This window comes from Rahnella sp. PCH160 (genome assembly GCF_047784855.1).
In the GTDB taxonomy this organism is placed as follows: Bacteria; Pseudomonadota; Gammaproteobacteria; order Enterobacterales; family Enterobacteriaceae; genus Rahnella.
Window position 1 is genome coordinate 192,813 of the sequence record NZ_JBLOGT010000002.1, and the last position, 19,066, is coordinate 211,878.

General features: G+C 48.5%; 15 protein-coding genes. 12 read left to right on the forward strand and 3 right to left on the reverse strand.

Translation table 11 applies throughout. From position 1 onward, the window contains the following. The 7 genes from stbD (ACM5QY_RS23610) (at position 1) to ACM5QY_RS23640 (ending at position 6,238) form a co-directional block, all read left to right on the forward strand. Positions 1-1,332, forward strand: coding sequence for a fimbrial usher protein StbD (stbD, locus tag ACM5QY_RS23610; RefSeq protein WP_416123413.1), 1,332 nt, complete (start codon positions 1-3; stop codon positions 1,330-1,332). Positions 1,333-1,682: 350 nt separating this feature from the next. Continuing rightward, positions 1,683-3,008: a fimbrial usher protein StbD gene (gene stbD / locus ACM5QY_RS23615; protein ID WP_416123100.1), complete on the forward strand. Its 1,326-nt coding sequence runs from the start codon at positions 1,683-1,685 to the stop codon at positions 3,006-3,008. A gap of 55 nt (positions 3,009-3,063) precedes the next feature. After that, positions 3,064-3,711 (forward strand): fimbria/pilus periplasmic chaperone, encoded by a 648-nt coding sequence (locus ACM5QY_RS23620; protein WP_416123101.1) that lies wholly within the window; start codon positions 3,064-3,066, stop codon positions 3,709-3,711. A 193-nt stretch (positions 3,712-3,904) separates the two neighbouring features. Continuing rightward, positions 3,905-4,141: a YgdI/YgdR family lipoprotein gene (locus ACM5QY_RS23625; protein ID WP_416123102.1), complete on the forward strand. Its 237-nt coding sequence runs from the start codon at positions 3,905-3,907 to the stop codon at positions 4,139-4,141. Between the two features lie 277 nt (positions 4,142-4,418). Beyond that, complete coding sequence (locus tag ACM5QY_RS23630; RefSeq protein ID WP_416123103.1) at positions 4,419-4,781, forward strand: hypothetical protein; 363 nt, start codon at positions 4,419-4,421, stop codon at positions 4,779-4,781. Between the two features lie 143 nt (positions 4,782-4,924). Next, complete coding sequence (locus ACM5QY_RS23635) at positions 4,925-5,293, forward strand: hypothetical protein (RefSeq protein WP_416123104.1); 369 nt, start codon at positions 4,925-4,927, stop codon at positions 5,291-5,293. 627 nt (positions 5,294-5,920) lie between these two features. After that, the gene (locus tag ACM5QY_RS23640) at positions 5,921-6,238 is read left to right on the forward strand and encodes an RcnB family protein (protein WP_416123105.1); all 318 of its coding nucleotides are present in this window, start codon (positions 5,921-5,923) and stop codon (positions 6,236-6,238) included. Positions 6,239-6,274: 36 nt separating this feature from the next. Here the strand turns inward: ACM5QY_RS23640 and ACM5QY_RS23645 are convergent, their stop codons facing one another. Continuing rightward, positions 6,275-7,099, reverse strand: a complete 825-nt coding sequence (locus tag ACM5QY_RS23645; protein ID WP_416123106.1) for a helix-turn-helix domain-containing protein — start codon at positions 7,097-7,099, stop codon at positions 6,275-6,277. Between the two features lie 216 nt (positions 7,100-7,315). Here ACM5QY_RS23645 and ACM5QY_RS23650 point away from each other — a divergent pair, with 216 nt between their 5' ends. The 4 genes from ACM5QY_RS23650 (at position 7,316) to dcuR (ending at position 12,799) form a co-directional block, all read left to right on the forward strand. Beyond that, positions 7,316-8,890, forward strand: coding sequence for an alpha-L-rhamnosidase-related protein (locus tag ACM5QY_RS23650; RefSeq protein WP_416123107.1), 1,575 nt, complete (start codon positions 7,316-7,318; stop codon positions 8,888-8,890). Between the two features lie 39 nt (positions 8,891-8,929). Continuing rightward, a complete protein-coding gene (locus ACM5QY_RS23655) occupies positions 8,930-10,315 on the forward strand; it encodes an MFS transporter (RefSeq protein WP_416123108.1) in 1,386 nt (461 codons plus the stop codon). 148 nt (positions 10,316-10,463) lie between these two features. Next, complete coding sequence (locus ACM5QY_RS23660; RefSeq protein ID WP_416123109.1) at positions 10,464-12,083, forward strand: sensor histidine kinase; 1,620 nt, start codon at positions 10,464-10,466, stop codon at positions 12,081-12,083. Next, complete coding sequence (gene dcuR / locus ACM5QY_RS23665) at positions 12,080-12,799, forward strand: two-component system response regulator DcuR (protein WP_416123110.1); 720 nt, start codon at positions 12,080-12,082, stop codon at positions 12,797-12,799. The genes ACM5QY_RS23660 and dcuR overlap by 4 nt, the downstream gene beginning before the upstream one ends. Here dcuR and ACM5QY_RS23670 read toward each other — a convergent pair. Next, positions 12,780-13,748, reverse strand: a complete 969-nt coding sequence (locus ACM5QY_RS23670; protein WP_416123111.1) for an FAD:protein FMN transferase — start codon at positions 13,746-13,748, stop codon at positions 12,780-12,782. The genes dcuR and ACM5QY_RS23670 overlap by 20 nt on opposite strands. Before the next feature lie 171 nt (positions 13,749-13,919). Next, entirely contained in the window at positions 13,920-16,697 is a 2,778-nt protein-coding gene (locus ACM5QY_RS23675; protein ID WP_416123112.1) for a flavocytochrome c, read from the reverse strand. A 760-nt stretch (positions 16,698-17,457) separates the two neighbouring features. Here ACM5QY_RS23675 and ACM5QY_RS23680 point away from each other — a divergent pair. Beyond that, positions 17,458-18,969 carry an anion permease gene (locus ACM5QY_RS23680; protein WP_416123113.1) on the forward strand — a complete coding sequence of 504 codons (1,512 nt, stop codon included), beginning with the start codon at positions 17,458-17,460 and terminating at the stop codon, positions 18,967-18,969. The last annotated feature ends 97 nt before the right edge of the window (positions 18,970-19,066 follow it).

Here is a 19,066-nt window from a genome sequence, read left to right on the forward strand (position 1 = left end):
ATAATGTTTGAAATAAAAATTCCTTTGATTTTTCTGATGCTGACCGTACCTATTGCATCCCATGCCAACTGTACAAAGGTGACAAGTACATCTTCACTATCTAGTGAACTCATTGCTGACGGATATACTGCTGGATCCTGGACTGGCGCTTGCAATAGCTGTGGGGGGAGCTCTAACATCAATCATGTTGTGTCTATCAGTTCGTCGAGTAGCATAATGCCATCTGGTACACTCTTGGCAACCTCTACAGCAACAACACTTGAATCGGGGAGGTCTGCAGGCTATGAAGCAAATCAGATTTTATACCGCTGTGCATTAGCAGATGCAGATTCTTTATATGAAATGTATTCACTACGTGGGTATGGTTATGATTACCTTGGATACCAGATTACCGATGAAATTGAAGATGGATATTATTCTTATGTTAAAAACGTCGCTTTCAGGTTAACAAATACGTTAACTGGGGAATACTATAGCCGTTATTGGAAGTCTAGAAAGCTAACTTCCGATTCCTGGGTGCAAGATAGTAGCTATATTTATATACCCGCTAGCGCATTTAGCGACGTTGTCTGGGAACTATTCAAAATAGACACGGCAAGTAGTTATTCTCCTAATTCTGCAACACGTTATGTATATAACGTTGGAGTTACTATTGGGAGAACGGCGTTTAAAGGTCCGGGACTAAATACCGCAAATTTGAATGCTGGTGATGATTCACGGAGTATTTATCTAGGATATTTTGCGAATTGGCCTTCAGCCTGGGATATCTCCGGTGTTGTTTTTGTCCGTGGCTCCACCTGCTTAATTAAAGATTATCCATCTGTTGTTCTATTGCCGAAGATTTCCACCGATTCTCTTAATAATGGAGAAACGAGCCAAAGCACTTTTGATATTAGTTTAAGTTGTGAAGACGCTGCTGTATCCAGCGTAAGTCAATCAACAAGTTCATCAGCAAATGTCGCGATGGGTTTCTTAGTTAATCAGTCAACAGCGGTCACCGCCGCGACAACTCTGGGTCTAACCTCAACCAGTGGTTTAACGCATTTACTGGACACCAATTACGGCAGTTCAGGTGTCGCGTCAGGCGTAGGAATTCGTATCTATGATGAAAGTGGTAATGCATTAAACCTGCTTTCAAGTAAAACGGCGACGACCGGAAATGCGGGCGGCTGGTATGCCTATAAAGATCTGACCATCAGTCAGGATGATTCAACGGACGGTGTCACAACGTACACCGGTAATTTTACAGCATCTCTGGAGGCCATCAGTGGCGAAACAGTTACAGCGGGAACGGTCAATGCGCAGTTACAAGTGGTGGTCAGTTTTCAATAAGATGGCCTGATTAAAAATTAAATAATAACGCATATTATATTTAAGGATGAAAATATTGTTCAAAATTATAAAAATAATAGTGGGAGCCTCCTTGTTCACTTTCCCATTATTATCTCATGCAACCTGCACAAAAGTGACAAGTACTTCATCTTTAACCAGTGATTTAATTTCAGCTGGTTATACTGCAACTAGTTTGATTTTGACGTAATCAACGACAACGGGACGCATTGGACAAATAAATCAAACATTTTATGATTTAGGAATTAAATTACTATATCCCTGGGTCACCCGTAAAATTATAAGAGGCCAGCTTTGTAAATCGGCCTTATATTCATTAGGATCCACACATAATGAAAAAAATATTTTATTCAATGGCCGTGCTCTGGTATTTATTCCCCGGTATTTCCGAGGCAACCTGTGAGCGGGTTACCGGGACGGCTTATCTGACAACTGCCCTTATTGAAGAAGGCTACACAGCAAAAAGCTGGGAGGGTTCATGTGATACATGCAATGGAAATTTGGGGCTTCCCTCTGTTGTACAAATCAGTACAAGTTCGAGTTTTATGCCTTCTGGGACATTACTCGCAAGCTCAACGGCAAGCTTTATTCAGGGTTCGGCAAGGGTCGCTTACACCCAGAATCAAATCCTTTACCGTTGTCTCCTTAGCGATGCTGATTCTATTTATGAAATGTATGCGACAAATGGCGATAATGCTTACACGGGGCAATTTACTGCCGACGAGGTGGAGGGGGCATATTATAGTGTAGCAAAGAATGTCGCCTACAGATTAACCAACACGACCACAGGTGAGTTTTACTCAAGATATTGGAAATCGAGAAAATTAACATTGGAGGACTGGATACAAGATAGTACCTATATATACGTACCTGCCAGTGCGTTCAGCGGCGTAACAATGGAATTGTTCAAAATAGATTCTACATCTTATTATGTCTATAGCGGAACCTCAGATTTAGTAGGGTATTCTCAGCCAAACGGTTATATCGCTTTCAAAGGAACGGGAGTTTCAAATAATGTCACAGAGGGTGCAGACTCACTAAGTTATTATGAGGGCGTTGGTACCTACTGGCCCGGAGCCTATGGCATGTATAACAATGTCCGATTTGTTCGCGGAGCCGTATGTTTAGTCAAAGATTATCCCTCAGTCGTGTCATTACCCACTATCACTGTGGCGTCACTTAATAATGACGAATACAGCCAAAATACCTTTTCTGTTAGCCTTGAATGTGAAGATGCTGCTGTTTCCAGTGTCAGTTCGTCATCCACTACCGCGACTGCCAATGTTGCAATGGGTTTTCTGGTTAATCAGTCCACAGCCATTACAGCGGCAACCAATCTGGGCCTGACTTCAACTAATGGTCTGACCCACTTGCTCGATACAAATTATGGCAACTCCGGTGTCGCGTCCGGCGTAGGGATACGCATTTATGATGAAAGCGGAAATGCACTGAATCTGTTATCGAGCACAACAACAGCAACTGGTAACACTGGCGGTTGGTACGCTTATAAAGCTTTAACTACCAGTCAGGATGATTCAACGGACGGTGTCACAACGTACACAGGTAATTTTACAGCATCTCTGGAGGCCATCAGTGGCGAAACAGTTACAGCGGGAACGGTCAATGCGCAGTTACAAGTGGTGGTCAGTTTTCAATAAAATCACCGTTGCGGCGGGGATTATGCTCTGTAGCACAACGTTTCACGCCGGTGCGGTGGTTAATGCGGAAAAAACCCGCGTGGTGTTCAGCTCAGGCAGCATCGCGGAATCACTTTCATTAGTCAATTCTGAGAAAGAACCCGTGGTGGTTCAGGTCTGGACAGATAATGGCGATCCGACCGTGAATCCTGATCAGGTACATACGCCCATTGTGATCAATCCGCCCGTTTTCAAAATGAAACCAGGCGAGATCCGGAATATTCGTTTGTTGCTGGTTTCTGCAGGAAGCCTGCCTCAGGATAGAGAAAGCGTGTATTGGCTGAATATTTACCAAATTCCGCCTAATACAGAAACGCAGCATAAAGGGGAGAAAAGGGTGGTTCTGCCCTTAAAGATCCGCATGAAAGTGTTCGTCAGGCCTGAAAAGGTAGGGGAACTCAAAGAGAGTGATGCGCAGAAATTACAATTTACTGTGCAACAGACAGCGACCGGTAAAACGCTGGTGATGAAAAATCCCACGCCGTGGCATCTGACAATATCCTCACTGAAGTCCGGGCAGACGGCGTTCCCAAATCTGATGCTGGAACCGTTTTCCAGCCAGTCAGTGGATGTGCCTAAGGATAAAGTAATGTCTCATGACATTGATTTTGAAGTGATCACCGATAATGGGACGCGCTGGACAAATAAATCAAACATTTTATGATTGAGGAATTAAATTTGAGGTGTTGTTGATTTTTTGTAAAAAATAATCTGGCTTATTGAGTCTAATTAACACAAATAAAACATAACCAAAATTTATGCCGTCTTGTTACATCGGCGTTTGAGGAATGTGTAGGAGGATAGACCACCTCGTTAACATGAAGTGTTTTTAGAAATGAAACTCCAGGGAATTTATAATGAAAATATCAGCATCAGCAAAGCAATTCGCCTTGGGCAGCATGGTCATATCGGCCGTCCTGTGCATATCCGCCTGTTCAAGTAACTACGTTATTTCAACGGATGACGGACACATGATCGCCACGCACGGCAAGCCGGTAAAGGATAAAGATACCGGCCTAATCTCGTACAAAGACACAGATGGAAATACGCATCAGCTTAAGCAGCAGGATGTCAAAGAAATCGTTGAGAAATAAAGGGGGTCAGGTCACCTGCTCGACACCACGTCGGGCGGGCATTTTCCCTTACGTTCCAGCGGTTCATCCCACAGAATGTGCTCACTGGAAATACATACCCTCTGATGGCTTCATACTCGGTTCCTTCAGCTAAAGTGGTAACATCAGTTCACCACTACCAATTTGCCAAGATATCAGCGTCGTCTGATATGGCAAAACGAAGTGGAAAAAAGCGGCTGAAGGGCTCCGGATAAAATCCATTTTTATTAAAAAACCGTCTCGAAAGGAGTCATTCATTATGAAGAATCTGCTGCTGGTTCTTATGATTCTAACATCATCCGGATGCGTTGATCTTGGACGCGTCGGAATGCACCCCGAATTAAAAACAGCTTACTTTGATGGCCGTCAGCATGAGGTTACAAACTGCCTATACTCTGCAGCGCTAATTCAACACTTATCATTGATGAGAGGCGATCCATATCCAGATGGGTCAGAAAGATACAACTTACAGGATGCAAATTACGAGGATGTAGCATGGATTGACGTTTCTGCTTTTAATAATAAGCAAACAAGTGTGAACTTCTTCTATGCACCTCATGCACCTGATGTCACCGCCGCCTTATCAGCAATGGTTTCGCAATGCAAAAAATCTTTGTATTAGGCTGCGTTTATTAAAGCGCTCATCCGCTTGTCTCACACCTTCCTGAAGAGCACACCTGGGCTCTCGTTCGAGAGAGTAACAATACGCATCGATATAATTAACCATTAAATGAAGTCATTTTTAAGAAAAATGGAGCAATATATTTGAAATTCAAAAAATTAGTCATCATCAGTTTTACAATTGTCATCCTATTTTTCATCGTCTTCATTCCGAGTATTTTCTCCCACCTGAAAAATACTCCACAGATTAACTACTATATAAATCATCCCGATTTAACGTATAAGACATTTAGTCAATGTAAGCTTCGCGTTGACGATGTAAATGAATGTTATTCTGCCTACAGCGCAGCTGTTTCTCTCGCCGATTCAGATGATTGTAGCCTAACGGGCATAGCTTCAAAACGGCGATTTAAAAAATTAGTTGAAGACAGTAAGGAAAAAGTCATTGATGATGAAATCGTTAATGACTGCATCCCAAATAACAACAAAACACTTATAGGAGAAAAAAACTAAGTGCGCATAATCATGATTATGTTAAATGCAATCTACCGTAACGCATCTGCCATAAATCCACCTTCTCTTATGTCCCCCATCTGCACTTTTCTCTTCCTCCACGTAGACGCTCTTCCCGATTTTCAGAGATCAAAACCATTAAACCTGTTCCGACTTCCTGCTGACGTATCGAATGTTCCGCTGATGTAAGTTCCGTCCCTGAAAATGACCACGTCATCCACTCTCACAGGATGCGCGCAGACAGCACACTGTATAGCATCCACAACGTCGGCAAACGGCGTAGTCGCTGTGGCATTAAAGCGATCGGAACCGCATTGTTCGCAAATTATCCGGATATCCGGCATGTGATAAACCTGACATAAGTAAAAAAATAACTTATATAAATATAACACATAGGATAATTCTTATTGTGATTATTTCTTTTTATGGAAGCAAAATCCTCTAACGCATAAAGCGCTCTGTTTCATTTGCATTTAGACACAATAAATCGTCCCGTCCTCCTGTGATTTTCTCGCTATTATTCTGTTCTACAAAAAAGCACAGGTTTCGGCTTTACTGCTCACACAATGGATTGGTGGCATATTACCGGGACAGGCATTACGTTGATGATTTTAAACGGGATAATCTATGCGTCATTCAAAAATTGTTATGTTATCGGCTCTGGTTGTTTCTTCCTTATTACCTCTGGCCAATACCGCGTTCGCAGCGTCAAGCTCTCATGAAATCAAATCGTTCTACGATGATTCCAAACTTTACTCGATTGGCGACCAGGTTCCGGCGCTGTACCGCACCAAACCTTATGAGATCATCGGCTGGCAGGAACGTCACCTACCGGCACCGGATGCAGGCACACACTGGACGTACATCGGTGGCAGTTACGCGCTGATCACCGATACTGACGGTAAGATCACCAAAGCCGAAAACGGCGATATTTACTTCCAGTAAGACGTTTAAGATCGTGTCTGTAAGGCCTGAAGAGATTCAGGCCTTTTTTCTTTCCTGCGACGGTGTAATGCCAAACACCTGTTTGTAGGAAGTGGTGAAGTGATTACTGTTTGAAAAACCACACATGAATGCGATATCCGTAATAGAGGTTTCCGTGTTTTTGATCTTCACGCGTGCCGACACCAGACGCAGTTTTTTCAGGTAGTTTTCCGGTGTCATCCCGGTAGTTTCTTTTATGCGGCGAAACAGCGTGCGCTGCGTCAGCAAAAATTCTTCAGCGACGTCCACCCAGTTAATCTCTGTAAAACAATGCTCCTGCAAATACCCCAGCATGCGATGAAGTTTGTACTGAGTATGGTTGCGATCCCCGGTTTCCCGCTGGTTCACCAGACTCATTATTAGCTGGAAAAATAATCCTTCCTGCTGAACCGCCCGCACGTTCCTGTCGCAGTCATCCGCACGGGTAAACATCTGCCCGACTAAATCCCGGCAATGGTTTTTCACCTCAGGCAATAACCAGCCGTAACGGCTACCTTCACTGGCAGAAAAGAGAGAAAGCAGGCGTTCGGTATTCATCAGATAATTAAATTCAGTCTGCGGGTTGATCAGCACATTGATCAGTTTTAGCGTGCCGAGTTCATCATAAAAATGATAGTCATTATCGCGGACGAAAAAGACGTCGCCTTCCTGAATAAAAACCGGTTTGCCGTTGATAACGTGCAATCCGTGGCCGCTATCAACGATCACCAGTTCGTCAAAATCGTGGCAATGCTCACAGTTGTTATCTTCCGGGTCGCTGGAGTAAACCGACAGTTTTTCTTCTGCAGAAGAAAAATAGGCTTCGACTTTGAGTTTATCCATCAGGTGATATGTCCCGTTTTGTTCTTTTATCCTGGCAGGAAGTCACCATAATTTATTCGCCACTGACCCGCGAATATGATTTCAGAATTTGTGATCATCCCCTTTCATACCCCACTCTGGCTGCCAGTTCCTGCACAAAGCTGGCAATCACAGAATAGCTGACGTTCTGAGCCTGGCGCACACTCGACTCCACACATCATTGAACAGGAAATGGGAATGTCTCAGGGAATTCAGAAAAACAGCAGCCTTACTTTTCACCGGAACAACCATTTTTTATCAGTCGCCGCCAGTTTGTTACCGGCGTTGCAACAAACTCGTTTGCAGCCGACAGCGTTGGTGGAAGTGGTTGCCGACGCATCTGAAGTTTCAGGCTGGAAAACAGAAAAGTGTGCCCTTCCTGCCAGCCTGATGCAGCGGGAACTGGCTGCGGGTGATGAACTTATTATCGATTTCGGTACGCACTGCGTGGGATATTTTGGGCTGCGGTGCGCACCGGCAGGCAGTCCGCCGGACGCGCCAGCCCATCTGCAATTTATCTTCGGCGAGACGCCGGCGGAAATGGCCGAACCGTTCAGCGAATATAACGGCTGGCTGAGCAGCAGCTGGTTGCAGCAGGCGGACGTCTATCTGGATGTACTGCCGGAGCTTGTACGCCTGCCGCGTCGCTACTGCTGTCGTTTCGTGAAAATTAAAGTTATCTCTGCGTCAGCGAAATTTAACCTGAAGTTGAGTGACATTCATCTGAACACAGTGACATCTGCGGATACCACATCACTCAAACCACGACATCATCCGGATGCCTTGCTGGACCAGATCGACCAGGTCAGCGTCCTGACGTTGCGAAACTGTATGCAGGAAGTGTTCGAGGACGGGCCCAAACGTGACCGTCGTCTGTGGCTGGGTGATCTGCGTTTACAGGCGCTGGTGAATTACCAGACGTTTGAACAAAACGATCTGGTGAAACGTTGCCTGTATTTATTCGCGGGTGTGACACGCGAAGACGGCATGGTGTCTTCGAATCTGTTTATGAAACCTGACGTCATCGCTGACGATACGTTTTTATTTGATTACGCGCTGTTTTTTGTCGCCACGCTTGCCGATTACATCGCCGCGACAAATGATCAGCAAACGCTGGAAGATCTCTGGGCGGTCGCGTGGCGGCAGGTGGAGCTGTCGCTGGAACGCGTTGGCCCAAACGGAATATTGCAGGACAGCGCTGACTGGTGGGCATTCATTGACTGGCACGAATCACTGAATAAACAGGCTCCGTCGCAGGGCGTACTGATTTATTGCCTGATGAAAGCCAGGGAGCTGGCCCGCAAAATCGACAGCGAAAAAGTCACATTGCTGACCGCCAAAATCGATGAACTCAAAAGCGCGGTAATGGAACAATTGTGGGATGAAAATAAAGGGTTTTTCGTCAGCGGTGCGGAACAGCAGGTTTCCTGTGCTTCGCAGATATGGCTGGTTCTGGCAGAAGTCGGCGATAACGATTTTCGATCACGGCTGATCGGCCGCTTACTGGCAGATCCACCAGAAATTGGCATGAACACGCCTTACATGATGCACCACTTTATTGATGCGCTGATCAGCGTCGGTAACACCGGATGTGCTGTGCAGGAAATTAAAAAATACTGGGGCGGAATGGTTCGGGCCGGAGCCGACACGTTCTGGGAATTGTATGACCCGAAACGCCCTGAATTTTCCCCGTATGGCAGCAAACTCATTAACAGCTATTGCCATGCCTGGAGTTGTACTCCTGCCTATTTCATCCGCAAGTATGGCTTATAACAGACTCAAAAATAACAATAACCCTGAAGAGAAACCACCATGCAGAATACAACTTTTTCCCTGTGGCGTCAGCGCCTGGGATATGGGATCGCCGACCTCTCATGCAATCTGGTCTGGCAGATGATTTCGCTGTACCTCATGTTCTTCTATACCGACATTATGGGACTTCCCGCCTACTACGCCGGGCTGATGTTTTTAGTCACGCGCCTGGTCGATGGTGTTGCGGATGTCCTGATGGGACTACTCATCGACAATACCAATACCCGCTGGGGCCGCTGCCGCCCTTACCTGCTGCTTGGCGCGGTGCCGTTTGGTCTGTTATGCGTGATGGCCTTTTATGTGCCGGATTTCGGTCTGACAGGTAAACTTTGGTACGCCTTTCTGACGTATTTGTGCCTCTCATTTCTCTATACGCTCGTCAATATTCCGTTTTGCGCGATGTTGCCGTTTATCACCAATGATTCCAAAGAGCGCACCATACTCTCGGCGGTGCGCATTGTGATGGGCTCGCTCGGCTCGACGATTGTGGCCGTCGCTACGCTGCCGCTGGTTCATTCTCTGGGCAACGGGAATCAGCAATCGGGATTTTTCTATACCGCGATGATTTTTGGCGGGATCGCAGTGTTCTTCCTGCTGCTGAGTTTTGCGAACGTCAAAGAGAGCGTGACAGTCCGGAGTGAAAAAATGACGCTCAGTCGCGCGTGGACTGGCCTGCGGCACAACCGTCCGTGGTTTGTCTTCGCAGTGAATATATTTCTGATGTGGGGCGCCTTCTTTTTCCAGACTGGCGCGCTGGTCTATTTCTTCAACTATTACGTGGGCGACCCGACGATGACGGCCATTGCTGCAGGTATTTCGACCTTTGTACCTTTGCTGGGAACACTCACGGTTCCGTTTATGGCGGCGCGAATGAAAAAACGCCACGTCTACTTATTCTCCTGCGCAATCAACTTAGCCGGCATGCTGGTAATGATATTCTCTGGAAATGCCATTATCGGCTTATTAACCGGTGCTACGATCTTATCTGTGGGTGCGGGTCAGCGCACAGCGATCTATTTCTCAATGCAGGCAGATCCTGTCGATTACGGTGAATGGAAAACCGGGATTAACACTGCCGGTATCCTGACGTCTGTTAACGGTTTCCTGGGGAAAGTTGCCATGGCCGGTGCCGGGGCTATCAGCGGGATCCTGCTGTCTGCCGGAGGATATCTCGCCAATCAGGCACAAAGTCCGCAGGCGCTGCTGGCCATAAAAGCCTGTTACCTGTATATCCCTGCGGCACTGATTCTGTGTTCGATGTACTGGATGGGTCGTTATTATCGCCTTGATGATAACTATGAAGAGATCAAAGCAGAGCTGGATGAAAGGAAATCCAGCAACGTTGGAAGGCACGCCGCAAAACTCACTTTAGAAAGTATTAAATAGCGGTAAGATCAATCGAATAGACTTATCATTATGGCTGAACAGGGTTAGTTCATCGTACAGCCAGGGTCGGTGCATCGGCGCAGGACGTTTAACGCGAACTATTCATCATCATTCATGAGCATTTTGCTCTTTTCTCTTTGGGGCTCCCATGAGCGACTCGCTGCAACGTCATTCAGTGCGCAAGCACCCCATGAAACTCAGTACTTCCGTCATTCTGATGATCAGCGCCGTGATTGCTTCCGTGCTGCTGGTGGTTCATCTGCTTTATTTTGTCCAGGTCAGTGATACCACGCGCGATGGCGTCAAAGATAAAGCGCTGGCCGTGGCGAGAACGCTGGCGGATTCTCCCGAAGTGAAACACGCGCTCTCCCTGCCTTCTGACAGCGGGATTATCCAGCCTGTTGCGAGCGCAGTGCAAAAACGCAACGACCTGCTGTTTGTCGTCGTCACCAACATGGACGGGATCCGCTTCTCGCATCCAAATACGGATGTGATCAGTCATCATTTTATCGGCGATGACATCAATCCTGCGCTGCTCGGCAACGAAAATGTCTCTATTAACAAAGGGACGCTGGATAAAGCGTTACGTGTATTTACACCGGTGTATGACGATCACCATAAGCAAATCGGGGTTGTCGCCATCGGGATTTCGCTGGAAAAAGTCACCGAGCAAATCAATAAAAGTCGCTGGAGCATTCTCTGGACGGTGCTTTTCGGCATGATGGTCGGCGCGCTGGGCACCTACTTTTTGGTCAAAATGCTGAAACGCATTCTGTTCGGGCTGGAGCCTTATGAGATTTCGACGCTGTTCGAACAGCGTCAGGCGATGTTGCAATCCATCAAAGAAGGCGTGATCGCCGTGGATGAAGACGCGCACGTCACGCTCATTAACCAGACCGCCCGCCAGATATTTCAGGAAACAGCCACTGACGTGGTCCCGAATGCCGATTCCCTGCCACTCATCGCCAACCTGCGCGATGTACTCAACACCGGCGTTCCACGTCGTGACGAAGAGATTAACTACAAAGGGCGTTTACTGCTGAGTAATACTGTGCCGGTGCGCAATAACGGCATCATTATTGGCGCGATTTGTACCTTCAGGGATAAGACGGAGGTCAGCCAGTTGATGCAGCGCCTGAGCGGCATGGTAAACTATGCAGATTCGTTGCGGGAACGCTCGCATGAGTTCATGAATAAACTCCATGTGATACTGGGTTTACTGCACATGAAAAGTTATACGCAGCTGGAAGATTATATTCTCAAAACAGCCAATAACTATCAGGCTGAAATCGGATCCCTGCTGTTGAAAATCAAGTCTCCGGTCATCGCCGGGTTCCTCTTGAGCAAGATTAACCGCGCCTCGGATACCCGGCATCTGCTGACGCTCAGTGATGACAGCCTGTTGCCCGATAACAGCAATGAAAATCAGGTCGCGGCGCTGATCACCGTGCTGGGTAATCTGATTGAAAATGCTCTGGATGCGCTTGGAGACCAGCCGGACGGCGAAGTCAGCGTGCTGTTGCATTATCAAAATGGTTCGCTGGCCTGCGTCGTCAGTGACGACGGACCGGGGATTGCGCCGGAAAACATCGAGGCGATATTTGAGAAAGGTATTTCTTCCAAGGGTGATCAGCGAGGTATGGGGTTGTTCCTTGCGAAACAGCAAGTTGAAAGTCTGGGCGGAACTATTAACGTAGAATCCGAACCCGATGTTTATACCCAATTTTTTGTACAACTTCCCTGGGATGGAGAGAGGACAAGTTCTTGATCAATGTGCTGATAGTTGATGATGATGCTATGGTAGCCGAGCTGAACCGCTGCTACGTGGGCCAGATTGAAGGCTTCGCGTGCTGCGGCACTGCATCGACGTTGCAACAGGCGAAAGATCTGGTTTTGAATTCAGAACTGTCTATCGACCTGATTTTACTTGACGTGTACATGCAGCAGGACAATGGTCTGGATTTACTTCCTGAGCTGCGCGATGCCCGCCGCCCTATCGACGTGATTGTCATTTCTTCCGCCGCCGATGCGGACACCATCAAAAAATCGCTGAATTACGGCGTCGTGGATTACCTGATCAAACCGTTCCAGTTTTCCCGTTTTGAGGAGGCACTGACGGGCTGGCAGCAGAAAAAAACGCTGATGGATAACCAGCAATATTATGAGCAGTCGGACGTTGACCGGTTAATTCATGGCAATAACCCGGCGGCGGCAGAATCTAAAAAGCTGCCAAAAGGTCTGACGCCACAAACGCTGCGCACGCTGTGCCAGTGGATTGACGCGCATCCGACGATGGAATTCTCCACCGACGAACTTGCCAGTTCAGTGAATATTTCGCGGGTGTCTTGTCGTAAATACCTGATATGGCTGGCACAGATGAACATCCTCTTCACCAGCATTCATTATGGCGTAACGGGCAGGCCGGTTTACCGCTATCGCTTACAGGCCGATCATTACTCGCTGCTTAAGCAATACTGCCAGTAATGTGATAGTCCGGGTCCAGCGGCGTGAACGTAAACTGCCGCGGCGACGAGAAGATAATCTGCTGGTCTTTCGTGACAAAAACAGCCTCAATGTGCGGGAAATTCTGCAAGTACCTGAGGCTTTTTTCCACGCCCATGCCGTAAAGCAGCGTGGTGTAGATATCACCGTCAATCGAATCATCCGAAATAATCGTCACGCTGAGAAGTTCGTTATCCAGCGGATAACCGGTTTTCGGATCGAGAATATGATGGTAACGCTGGCCATTTAGCGCGAAGTACCGCTCGTAAACGCCCGATGTTACTACCGATTTATTTGTAACGTTTATCACCCCGATCAGCGATTCCGGGTCAGAAAACGGTTTTTTCAGGCCAATCGCCCACGCCCCTTCTGCCCCCGCACCCAGCGTTTGCACATTCCCGCCCAGATTGATCAGCGCCTGCGTGACCTGCTGTTCACGAAGAAAATCCCTTACCACGTCCGCGATATACCCTTTGGCAATCGCACCCAGATCGATTTCCATTCCCGCTTTATGCAGAAAAACGGACTGCGATTCTTCATCGAGGATCACGTCATGGGGATCGGTAATTTTCAATAACGTCTGTAAGTCACCCGCCGCAGGTACGCTGTTGCCGTTAAAACCGATTTTCCAGCGTTTTACCAGCGGACCGATGGTGAAATTAAAACTGCTGTTTTCCAGCACACTCACGGCTTTGGCGCGACTGATCAAATCGAACACCGGTTTGCTGACAGTAACCGCATGATCCCCTGCCGCATGGTTCACTGACATCACTTCGGACTGCGGGCGGTTAACCGTCAGTTTTGTTTCCTGAAGTTTGATAAGGCGAAAAACGTTGGAGGCCAGCGTTTGATTATGTTCAAACAGCTTGAGAAGAATGGGCGAACCCATCAAAACGGCGGAATAAGCATAAACACGATCGTCTGGCGTCATCAGATTTACCCAAAAGCAGGCCTCAAAACAGACCTTAAAGAAGAAAAGTGAAAAGCCCGCCCCACAGCGATGCGGGACAGGCTTTACGTTTAACTGAAACCTTAACCTTCCGGGTTACAGGCGCTGACTTAGCGTTGCCAGACTCCGTGCAACCGGAAGGAAAACGGTTCTTTATTGCATCGCGTATTTCGCTGCATTCTGTCCAGCAAGAATACCGAAGATAATGATATCTGCAACGGCATTCCCGCCGATACGGTTACCACCGTGGATCCCGCCGACCACTTCACCCGCGGCGAATGCGCCGCTGAGCACCTGTTTATGAGCATCCAGTACGCAGGTGTCGGTGTTAATGGTCACGCCGCCCATGGTGTGGTGAACCCCCGGTGCGATACGGATAGCGTAGAATGGCCCCTGATTGATCGGATGGCGCATCGCTGTTTTACGGCCAAACGCTGCGTCGTCCTGTTTATCCACCGCGACGTTGTAGTTTTCGAGCGTGGCGAGAAACGCATCGGAATCCATTTCCAGCTTAGCGGCCAGTTCACGCGGTGTAGATCCGCTGATAACAAAACCACGTGCAATGTACTCATCTGCCGCCTTGTTGTTAAGCCGCACTTGTTCGTCGAAGACCACGTAGGCAAACATCTCCGGCAGGCCGATGATTTTTGCAGAAACTTTGTCGCGCGTTTCCATCTCGTTGAAGAAGCGATGACCCGCCTGGCTGACCAGAATCGCGCCGCCGCCACGGATGGCTTCGGAAATCAGATAAGACGTTGTCTGTTCCACGGTCGGGTGAATCTGAATTTCGCCCATATCGACGGTACCGGCACCGATTTTTTCGAGAATGGCAATACCGCCGCCGGTCGCGCCTTTGTGGTTAGTGGTCACAAAACCGTCCAGTTCAGGGCGATATTTCACGACCATATCACGGTTGGCGCTGAAACCACCGGTCGCGACAATCACGCTTTTAGCATTCACCGTCAGCACTTCGTTTTCATCGTTGAGCAGTTCGACGCCCTGCACCGCGCCGTTGGTGTAACGGATTTCGGTCACAGACGTATCCAGCATCACGTCGATATTACGTTTGTTGAGGTTTTTCACCAGACCGCTTATCAGGAAGCCACCGACTGCACTGCGGTCGGCCGGACGGTGCGTACGGTCGATGCTCATCCCGCCGGTGATGGTGATATCGCTCAGTTCAATATTGTGTGCAGCCAGCCATTCGACGGCCTGCGGAGCCCGTTCGATGAATTCGTTCAGCAGCACGGTGTTATTTTTGAACTGGCCGCCTTTCAGGGTTTCCTGATAGAACAGCTCTTTACTGTCTTCGATGCCTTTCAGTTTCTGATAACGGGTTTCAGCGGCGTTCATGCCCACAGAGGCTTTGATGGTGTTGCCGCCGATGGTAGACATTTTCTCGACGATCAGCACTTTCGCGCCTTCATCACAGGCCTGAATCGCAGCCGCCAGACCCGCACCGCCGCTGCCGACTACAACCACATCGTAGCTTTGCGGTTCGGACAGGCTGCCGCCCTCTTCCAGCAACTGCGCTTTACACGATTTTGCGATGGCTTTGGACACCGCTTTTTTCACCGCTTCGCTCTGTTCAGTGGCGCCCGTGACGGCGTCAACGTGCGGGCTGTTCGCATCCAGAATACGGGTACGGATGATATCGAAGCTGGTGGTGAATTCCACATCCAGATCCGCACTGGCTTCCAGCACGATGTCCGTAATGCGGTCGGTTTCCAGGCTGACGTTCACTGCCACTTCATGCGCGTTGTCCTGCACTTTTTCCTGGAACACACCGGCTTTGAATTTTTTCGACGACATGCTCATGTCGCGGATCATCGCGTCAACCAGCGAGAAGCGCCACAGCGGCTCAGGAATGGTCAGGGCTTCGCGCTGCGTGCTGTCAATGAACAGATCGAGTTTCTGGTCATTGGCGATACGGTCAGTCCAGTCAGGGTAAGCGATGCAGGCTTTACCAATGGCAATCATATCGTAGCCATGTTCCAGCGCCAGCTCCGCATCGGCTTTGTTCACAATACCGCCCACGCCCATCACTGGTATAGCCGCCAGCGTTTCAGAACGCATCGCGACATACTTGTCGATAAGCGGCGTCGGATCTGTGGTGTCGTTGATGGAAGGCCGCAAGGAGTAACCGAGGGAGAAATGCAGATAATCCAGACCCCGCGCGGCCAGTTGCTCGAGCAGATACATTGTGTCTGCAAAGCGAATGCCCGGCTCTTCGAGTTCTTCCGGTGAGAAACGGTAACCAATAATGAAAGTAGAATCGGCGTATTTCTTCGCCATTTCATGGGTGATATCCAGCACAGCCAGCGGGAAACGGGCGCGGTTTTCGCGGCTACCGCCCCATTTGTCGTCGCGCTGGTTGGAGTTCGGTGAGAAGAACTGCTGGATAAGGTAAGTATTCGCGCCGTGAATTTCCACACCGTCGAAACCGGCTTCAATCGCGCGGCGGGTGGCTTCACCAAATTTGGCGATCATGCCGTCCACTTCTTCTGCGGTTAACGCCACCGGAGTTGCTGCGCCGTCACGCGGTGCAGCCAGCGCACTTGGCGCAACCGGCTGCTGACCGCCGATCAGTTTTGGCTCGCTCATGCGGCCGCCGTGATAAATCTGCAACAGTGCTTTGGAACCCTGAGATTTCACCGCTTCGGCAATTTTCGCCAGACCGGCAATTTTACTGTCGTTATCGATGCCGATAGCGCCCGGGAATGCGAGGCCTTTGTCATCAACAAAACAGCATTCCACGATGACGGTGCCGATACTGCCAGCGCGGGCGCGATAATATTCGACCAGCTCGCTGGTGACGGTGCCATCATAAAAACCGGTGCAGGTGGTCATTGGCGCCATCAGGATACGGTTTTTCAGTACGGTGCCATTTGGCAGAGTGAACGGACTCAATAGCGGTGCGTTGGTGCTCATAATTGTAACTCCAAATTTTAAGTATTAATTTTCTGAATTCTTTACCGGCCGCTATTTGACGAAATATCTGATTATTATTTGTGTGTTTTATTTCGTTGCCGGTCTAATGCTTATTAATATAGTTTTATTTTTAGTTTCAAAACCGCTTACATTAGTTTATTAACTATTTATCTATTAACTTAATGCCTGTTATATTAAAAATATGTTAACACTAAAAATAAATAATCACATTCGTGTAAACTACGATCTTATTTGTATTTATATGATCAGATAACTATTACATCTTCAGCCCGTTCTTACCAAGAAAATCAGAGGTTTTACCCGCCCGCAAGGCCACCGGCATCAGGACGGGAAAGCCTCAACGATGTGAATGACTCTCATTCGGCATACTCCGCTTCTCATGCATCTCCACCCCATAAAGGGGCATTAATCGCAATTTATTCCCAGCCTGATGACAATGTGCGTTAAACATGTTCAAAACACGTTACGGGCATCTCATTTATTGTTTTAAAAAATAAACCATCACCGTATTTTGTTGATCAAGATCAACAGTAATAAATAGGGAAAACGCATTATATAAACATTTACTCCCTCTTATGGGGAATGACATCTACCAAACACAAATAACAATAATGGGGGAGGATTTCATAAAAACTTGCTCGCCATTAAATAACTAAAAAAAGCAAAGTAACTAAAAAAACACAAGAGACATTTTACCTAAGCATCATCACAATATTCCTAACTACCTAAGATAAATATTATGAGCGAAATAACAAAAACTGCGGTGAAAGAGCCAGCGAAAAAAGCCGAGTCCGGCAAGAAAAATCGCTGGATCTTTATGTTACTTCCGGTGCTGGTAGCGGTGTTGCTGCTACTGGTTCCCACTCCCGATGGCCTTGAACCTTATGCATGGCACTTCTTCGCCATTTTTGTCGGCGTCATCGTGGGTTTGATCTTCGAGCCACTGCCAGGTGCCGTTATCGGCCTGACCGGCGTCGTGGTCATTGCCCTCTTCAGCCAGTGGTTGCTGTTCAGCCCGGCTGAGCTGGCCGATCCGAAATTCAAAATGGCGGCACAGTCTTTCAAATGGGCCGTCAGTGGTTTCGGTAACTCAACGGTCTGGCTAATCTTCGGCGCGTTCATGTTTGCCGCCGGCTACGATAAAACCCAGTTCGGCCGCCGTCTGGCGCTGATTCTGGTGAAATATCTTGGCCGCCGCAGCCTGACGCTCGGTTATGCCATCACCTTTGCAGACTTACTGCTGGCACCGTTCACACCGTCCAATACCGCGCGCAGTGGCGGCACGATCTACCCGATCATTGCTAACCTGCCACCGTTGTACGGCTCTAAACCTAACGACCCGAGCGCCCGCAAAATTGGTTCTTACCTGATGTGGGTCGCCATCACCGCAGCGTGTATCACCAGCTCCATGTTCCTGTCTGCACTGGCTCCCAACCTGCTGGCGCTGGGCATCGTGAACAGCGTCACCGGGATCAACATCTCCTGGGGCACCTGGTTCATGGCGTTCCTGCCGGTCGGCTTACTGTTGCTGCTGACCATGCCGCTGCTGGCGTACTGGTTCTACCCGCCTGAAGTTAAAATCAACGACGAAGTGCCAAAATGGGCAACGTCTGAGCTGGCGAAACTCGGCAGAATGTCCCGTCACGAAATCTTGCTGCTGGTCTTCGTATGCTGTGCGCTGGCAATGTGGATTTTCGCTGCCAGCTTCATTGAGCCTGCAATGGCTGCGCTGCTGGTTGTGGTTCTGATGTTGTGGACCGGCGTTCTGAACTGGAACGATATCACCAGCAACAAACCGGCCTGGAACACCTTTGCCTGGTTTGCCACGCTGGTTGCACTGGCTGACGGCCTGTCACGCACGGGCTTTATCGCCTGGCTGGGTAAAGAAGGCGCTGCGCTGATGGGCGGTATTTCTCCGGGCGCGGCGACCATCGCCCTGCTGCTGGCGTTCTACCTGCTGCACTATCTGTTTGCCAGCACCACCGCACACACCACCGCGCTTTTACCGGCTATGCTGACTATTGGTGCTGCGATTCCGGGCATCAATATGCAGGTGTTCTGTCTGCTGATGGTGACGTCTCTGGGGATCATGGGGATCATCACACCGTACGGTACTGGCCCGAGTCCGATTTATTACGGGAGTGGTTATCTGCCGACGAAAGATTACTGGCGACTGGGCACCATCTTCGGTGCCATCTTCCTGGTCGCATTGCTGGTCATTGGCTACCCGTGGATGGTGATGATGTTCTGAGGGTGTGCATAAAACCATCCGCAAGGCATTAACAAAACATTTACTAAAAGAAAACAGTTAAACCACGTTGCCAGCCTGTGTATTTGGCTGGCAACAT